This is a genomic window from Sulfuricurvum sp. (assembly GCF_022759005.1).
Taxonomy (GTDB): domain Bacteria; phylum Campylobacterota; class Campylobacteria; order Campylobacterales; family Sulfurimonadaceae; genus Sulfuricurvum.
Genome location: NZ_JAEMQA010000141.1, coordinates 1 through 6,129 on the forward strand (window position 1 = coordinate 1; position 6,129 = coordinate 6,129).

Below are 6,129 nucleotides of genomic sequence, written 5' to 3' on the forward strand. Positions count from 1 at the left end.
GAACGGATAAACCTCTCTCTTTATTATCTCACCCTAAGTCTCCTCTTGCTATAATCGTGTCAATTTATGCTCAACAGGAAGACTAATGCGCGGTTATAAAATTTTCAGCGGTTCAGCGTGTACCGAATTTGCCTCAGAGGTGTGTAAAACTCTCGATGTCCCACTCTCAAAAGCGTCGGTAAAACGGTTCAGTGACGGTGAGATTAATGTCCAAATCTCCGAAAGCGTTCGCGGACGTGACGTATTCATTATCCAAAGTACCGGTGCGCCCTCAAATGACAATTTGATGGAACTGTTGATTATGACCGATGCGCTTCGCCGCTCATCTGCCAATTCGATTACAGCGGTTGTACCGTATTTCGGGTATGCTCGACAAGACCGTAAAGCCGCTCCGCGTGTTCCGATTACCGCAAAACTCGTTGCCGATATGTTTGAAACCGCAGGGATTGACCGTGTCGTCACGATCGATTTACATGCGGGACAAATTCAAGGATTCTTTGATATTCCGGTCGATAATCTCTACGGTGCGATCATTTTTGAAGAGTATATCCGCTCGAAAAATCTCCCTAATCCGGTCATCGCTTCACCGGATATCGGTGGGGTTGCACGTGCCCGTTATTTCGCCGAAAAACTTGGGCTTGAGATGGTTATCGTCGATAAACGTCGTGAAAAAGCGAATGAATCCGAAGTGATGAACATCATCGGAGAAGTCGAAGGGAAAGACATCATCATGATCGATGATATGGTTGATACTGCCGGAACGATGGTCAAGGCGGCATCAGCACTTAAAAAACGGGGTGCAACATCGGTTATGGCGTGTGCAACGCACGGGGTTCTCAGCGGTAAAGCGTATGAAAATCTCAATAACGGTGAGCTTGATGAATTGGTGATCTCCAATACGCTCGCCCTTAATGGCCAAAGTGACAAAATTAAAGTTCTCAGCGTTGCTCCGCTGTTTGCCGAAGTGATTCGCCGCGTCTACCATAATGAGAGTGTCAATTCTCTTTTCAGTTAATCTTTCTGCGAGGCGGTGCCTCACCCCTCCTGGGCAGTGTTCTGCTATAATTCCGTCAATTAAATTAAATGAGCAATAAAACCTAATGGATAATATTCGTAACTTTTCAATCATCGCCCATATCGACCACGGGAAATCGACGCTAGCCGACCGTATCATCCAAGAGTGCGGTGCTGTCTCTGAGCGTGAGATGACCAAACAGATGATGGATACGATGGACATCGAACAAGAGCGCGGGATCACCATCAAAGCGCAAAGTGTCCGTCTTGATTACGTCAAAGACGGCAAACACTACATTCTCAACCTGATCGACACTCCTGGCCATGTCGATTTCAGCTACGAGGTTTCCAAATCGCTTGCATCGTCTGATGGGGCACTCCTCATCGTCGATGCGGCGCAAGGGGTCGAGGCACAGACGATTGCTAACGTTTATCTGGCAATGGAAAATGATCTTACCCTTATCCCCGTCATCAACAAAATCGATCTTCCTGCTGCCGAGCCTGAACGGGTTGCCGAAGAGATCGAAACGACCATCGGTATCGATGCGACCGACGCGATGCTCATCTCCGCCAAAACGGGGGTCGGAATCCGCGCGCTGATTGATGCAATCGTCGATCGTATCCCCGCTCCAAAGGGGAATCCTGACGCGACGACCAAAGCGATCATTTATGATTCATGGTTTGACTCGTATCTGGGGGCACTTGCATTGGTTCGTGTGTTTGACGGCGAGATCAAAATGGGTCAAATGGTGCAGTTGATGCATAACGGTGAGAAGCATCAGGTACTCGATCTGATGTACCCGCATCCCCTTCGCCGCCAAAAGACGCAAGCAATCCAAGCCGGAGAGATCGGTATCGTCGTATTGGGACTCAAGGATGTCGGCAGTATCCGCGTCGGGGATACGATCACCGATGCCCGTAATCCGGCAAAAGAACCGGTAGCCGAATATGCTCCGGCGAAGCCGTTCGTATTTGCGGGGCTTTATCCGATCGATACCGACCAATTCGAAGATTTGCGCGACGCTCTCGATAAGATGAAACTTAACGACAGCAGCCTTAGCTACGAGCCTGAAACCTCGGTGGCATTGGGATTCGGTTTTCGAGTCGGATTTTTGGGGATGCTCCATATGGAGGTTATCAAAGAGCGATTGGAGAGGGAATTTAATCTCGATCTGATCGCGACGGCACCTTCGGTTGTTTATAAAGTTTATTTGACCGATGGGACGATGGTCGAGGTGCAAAATCCAAGCGAACTACCCGAACCGCAAAAGATCGACCGTATCGAGGAGCCTTACGTCAAAGCGACCGTCATCACTCCGGTCGATTATTTGGGGAATATCATCACCTTGCTGACCAAAAAACGGGGGATGCAGGATAAAATGGATTATCTGAATGAAACTCGTGTTATGTTAGAGTATTCACTCCCGATGAATGAAATCGTCGTCGATTTTTACGATAAGCTCAAATCGATCTCCAAAGGGTATGCGAGTTTCGACTATGAACCGATCGAATTTCGTCAAGGGGATTTAGTGAAACTCGATGTCCGTGTGGCGGGAGACGTCGTCGATGCGCTTAGTGTCATCGTTCCACGCTCCGCAGCCGACTATCGCGGACGGGAACTTACCAAAAACATGAAAGAGATTGTTCCGCGACAGCTCTTTGAAGTGGCGATTCAAGCCTCTATCGGAAACCGTGTCATCGCCCGTGAGACGGTCAAATCGATGGGGAAAAACGTTACCGCCAAATGTTACGGAGGGGATATATCCCGTAAGCGTAAACTCCTCGATAAACAAAAAGAGGGTAAAAAACGGATGAAAGCGATCGGGAAAGTAAACCTTCCTCAAGAGGCGTTTATGTCCGTTTTGAAAATGGACTGACATGAAATGCATGGTGTGCGAGCGTTGGTCTTTCACCCATATCTGCTCTCACTGCCAAGAATCACTACTCACCCCCACTCTGCATAAACGTACTATTATGGGATCAATTCCCGTCTATTCTTTTTTTCCTTATGATGAGATCGAATCGTTGTTACTTACCAAGCATACCGACATAGGTTATTATATCTATAGGGTTTTAGCTGCGCGCGCGTTGGGTGCATTCGCCTGTGAGTGGGACTACAAAAATCGTGTCGCTTCGATCGGTATCGACGATCATGCCGCAAACGGATACTCACATACGGCCGTTTTGAATCGTGCACTAGCCTCATCAAATATTATTCCGCAATACGGAAAACTTCGTGCATCGAAACACTACAAATATGCGGGAAAAAGTGCCGAAGAGCGGCTAATGAATCCGAGGGAGTTTATCTATACACCGTTTGCAGAAAATGAGGTGATTTTGGTCGATGATATTGTAACGACGGGGACGACGCTCTCCGAAGCGACAGAGGTGCTTCATGCTAACGGTAAAAAAGTGATCCTCTGTCTCACTCTCACCGATGCGGAGAACCGTTAGGAATCGATTGAAGCAAGTCTCGAAGCATTTGATCGTGCGTCGTCGTGTTGTCGATCTCCATGCGAGCAAGATCGGATTTAACGGCGGCACGGTAATGAACCCCTTTTTTAGAGAGATCGGCATTTATCGTAGCGTTGAAGCGGATCAGCGGTTGGGTGATATGATAGTGTTCCTTGAAGACTTCAGGAACGGTTAGACCTTTTGTAACGTTGATCTGGAGTTTGCCCTGCGTTGTATTGAGTTTGGTATAGGCACTCAGTTCCCCCTTGATCGGGGATGGGAGCGCAAAGAGAGCAAAAGCTTGTTCGGCATCGGCATGTTTGAGATCAAAAATAATCGATGAAGGCTCCAAATTTGGGATCTCAATGAGAAGTGTTGCATCACTGCGGGCAACATCGGAGGTGCAGTTGAGTCGAAGACGCTTTTCATCCCCTTTGATGGTCCCCTTGACATGAAGTTTGCCTCCTAAAGCTCTTCCGACAAATTGTTCCAAAATTCCGGCATGCTCTAACGATACGTTTAGCTCTACATCGACGCAGAAAGGTTTTACCCGACCGTTGGGATCAGCTAAGAGCGATTTGAGGGTAACACTCTCGTTGGAGTCTTCCGTGATAGGGGTAGGGACAAAACGTTTGGTATGGGTCGTTAGATAGATTTTCCCTCCGACGTCGCGTCGGTCAAATCCGTTGAGAGCGATAGTACCCGTAATCGTCGTATCGGTATTGGAGGGGTAATGGAGCAACTCCATCAAAGGTGAATAAGCGATTTTATTCAATGCCATATCTACAGTTGCGAGAGAAAATCGGTGGAGTTCCAATTTGTAGATGATAGAGCCATCCAAAATTGTCCCGTTTCCGTGGATGTTGAATGAGGCGATACCGCCGCTCAGCGATCCTTCGGTTTTAAACGATTTGGAGATCGGATTAAACCCGCCGTGTTGAAAGCCCTCGATTCGATAATGGGCGTACATCCGCAAGGTCAGCAGTGAAAATCCTCCTTGTGTCGAGACGGTATTCCCTAGTTGGTCTTGAAACAGAAGATGGAAACGGTTACGGGTCAGGACAAATTCTTGAACACTGATCGGAGTACCCAGGGAATAACTGAGTGATTTTTCGATGGTTGGTGTCATCAGACGGTTTCCGAAAGCGGTGAAAAGGAAGAGATACAAAGCGAATAAAGTTCCGAAAAGAAACAGTATGATTTTTCCGTAGCGTGTACGATGAAGAGTGCGTAACCGTTTCATCGTACTGCCAAAATCCACGGCGTACCGATCAGGAGAAAGATACAGAAGGTGAGCAACGTCACCGCACCGCCATAGAGGTAGATGTCACGGGCACTGATGTATCCGCTGCTTAGATAGATCGCGTTGCACGATGAGCCTTGTGGTGTGATGGTTGCGTTAAAGTTGGTAGCAAACAACAGCATAATCGCCATCAACTCTCCCGGAACACCTGCTTGTACTCCAACAGAGAGAAAAATACCGAACAAGGCGAGAAGGTGCGCACTTTGGGAGACAAACAGATAGTGGATCAGGACATACACTGCTATCAGCAGTACATATACCGTTACCCACGAAAGCCCGCTCAGGTAGTGGGTGAAGTGTTCCGCGATAGTGTTCATAAAACCTTGTTCGGCAAGTTGTGTCGAGAGTCCGAAAAGGATCGCAAACCAGATGAGGGTACTGAGTGCTTCCCCTTGGCTTCTGAAATCGTCAATTCCGAATACCCCTGTTGCCATTAAAATTCCGAGCCCCCCGAATGCAACGGCCGCTTTGTCGATAGGAAATACCCCCGAAAGTGCCCAAAGGGTGAGCATCGACACAAAGACCCCTGCCGTGATCCACTCATTACGGCTGATACGCCCCATATGTTCCAATGCGACTGAGGCTTTGAGGGGAGCGTCGGGAGTCTTTTTGAGTTCAGGGGGGTAAATGCGATAGAGCATCCACGGGATGAGGGCAAAGGCGATTAACGTCGGAACAATCGCATACAAAAGCCAGCTTCCAAACGTGATATGAATTCCCATCTTCTCCGCAATACCGACACCGATAGGGTTGACCGCCATGGCGGTGAGCCAGAGTCCTGAAGAGATGGTGAGCCCCGCCATCGAGGTCATCATCAGATAGCTTCCGGCACGGTGCTGGGTATTATCACCTACTTTGGAGCCGCAATCGTGAGCCAGACCGTAGATGATCGGATAGAGGACACCGCTTCTAGCGGTATTGCTCGGAAAAGCGGGGGCAATCAGGATATCGGTCGCAACGACGCTGTATCCAAGACCCAAGGTCGAATGCCCAAAATGGCGAATAATATGCAAGGAAAGCCGTTTACCGAGACCTGATTTGTGAACGGCATGCGAGACCAAAAAGGCCGCGACGATGAGGAGGATAAAGCTTTCCGAAAAGCCCGCATACGCTTTTGCAGGCTCGATAATACCGCTCAAAATACTGACTGCAAGGGCGATGATCGCAGCGGCGATAATGGGGATAATGTTAAATAATATAGCGACGATGGTAGAGATAAATATGGTAAAAAGGTGCCATGTAGAGGGAACGATAGAGAGGGGGGGCGGGATAAACCATAAGGTAAACGCAAAGATTGCGAGCAGTACAATACGAAATGTCATCCGCATACAATCTCCATTTTTAATGGTTATTATAGC

The 6,129-nt window shown here is 48.3% G+C and carries 5 protein-coding genes; 3 read left to right on the forward strand and 2 right to left on the reverse strand.

The window, feature by feature from the left end; genetic code table 11:
- Positions 1-85 precede the first annotated feature (85 nt).
- The 3 genes from JHC35_RS08570 to JHC35_RS08580 all read left to right on the forward strand — a co-directional run bounded on the left by JHC35_RS08570 (position 86) and on the right by JHC35_RS08580 (position 3,468).
- Entirely contained in the window at positions 86-1,015 is a 930-nt protein-coding gene (locus JHC35_RS08570) for a ribose-phosphate pyrophosphokinase (RefSeq protein ID WP_295044243.1), read from the forward strand.
- 85 nt (positions 1,016-1,100) lie between these two features.
- Complete coding sequence (gene lepA, locus JHC35_RS08575; protein ID WP_295044245.1) at positions 1,101-2,891, forward strand: translation elongation factor 4; 1,791 nt, start codon at positions 1,101-1,103, stop codon at positions 2,889-2,891.
- Positions 2,892-2,988: 97 nt separating this feature from the next.
- On the forward strand, positions 2,989-3,468 hold the full coding sequence (locus JHC35_RS08580) for a phosphoribosyltransferase family protein (RefSeq protein ID WP_295044248.1): 480 nt from the start codon (positions 2,989-2,991) through the stop codon (positions 3,466-3,468).
- Here JHC35_RS08580 and JHC35_RS08585 read toward each other — a convergent pair.
- Both JHC35_RS08585 and JHC35_RS08590 read right to left on the reverse strand, forming a co-directional pair.
- Entirely contained in the window at positions 3,446-4,711 is a 1,266-nt protein-coding gene (locus tag JHC35_RS08585; protein ID WP_295044251.1) for a hypothetical protein, read from the reverse strand. The two genes, JHC35_RS08580 and JHC35_RS08585, sit on opposite strands and share 23 nt — an antisense overlap.
- The gene (locus JHC35_RS08590; protein ID WP_295044254.1) at positions 4,708-6,099 is read right to left on the reverse strand and encodes a DASS family sodium-coupled anion symporter; all 1,392 of its coding nucleotides are present in this window, start codon (positions 6,097-6,099) and stop codon (positions 4,708-4,710) included. Before JHC35_RS08590 ends, JHC35_RS08585 begins: the two co-directional genes overlap by 4 nt.
- Positions 6,100-6,129: the final 30 nt, after the last annotated feature.

Excerpts from the sequence above, each read along its gene's own strand:
- lepA (WP_295044245.1), top strand. The coding sequence starts at position 1,101 with ATGGATAATATTCGTAACTTTTCAATCATCGCCCATATCGACCACGGG.
- JHC35_RS08580 (WP_295044248.1), top strand. The coding sequence starts at position 2,989 with ATGGGATCAATTCCCGTCTATTCTTTTTTTCCTTATGATGAGATCGAA.
- JHC35_RS08585 (WP_295044251.1), bottom strand. The coding sequence starts at position 4,711 with ATGAAACGGTTACGCACTCTTCATCGTACACGCTACGGAAAAATCATA.
- JHC35_RS08570 (WP_295044243.1), top strand. The coding sequence starts at position 86 with ATGCGCGGTTATAAAATTTTCAGCGGTTCAGCGTGTACCGAATTTGCC.
- JHC35_RS08590 (WP_295044254.1), bottom strand. The coding sequence starts at position 6,099 with ATGCGGATGACATTTCGTATTGTACTGCTCGCAATCTTTGCGTTTACC.